Here is a 262-nt window from a genome sequence, read left to right on the forward strand (position 1 = left end):
GGAATTCGCGCGAAATAGGCGTGCACTGCTCATCAATCAGGCGATTTATTTGAATCGGGTGAACAATGAGCGGTATTTTGCCGGAGCGTGCCGGGCCGGAGCGGTAAGCAGCACATGTACCGCCGAAGTATTTGTCTGAGCAAATAAATCGAAGGTCGTTTGAAAAATTGTGAAAGGCCCTGAGCGCGCTTGGATCGAGCCGTCCGGTTCGTTTGGAACTCTGCATCCATTTACTTGCGCGCAACGCCCGATCATAGTCTCG

At 52.3% G+C, this 262-nt stretch carries 1 protein-coding gene; it reads right to left on the reverse strand.

The annotated features are described in order from the left end of the window. On the reverse strand, positions 1–226 hold a 226-nt coding region (locus SB771_RS35175; RefSeq protein ID WP_410722066.1), incomplete at its 3' end, for a hypothetical protein. Between the last annotated feature and the right edge of the window lie 36 nt (positions 227–262).

This window comes from Burkholderia sp. SIMBA_051 (assembly GCF_046534915.1).
Taxonomy (GTDB): domain Bacteria; phylum Pseudomonadota; class Gammaproteobacteria; order Burkholderiales; family Burkholderiaceae; genus Burkholderia; species Burkholderia ambifaria.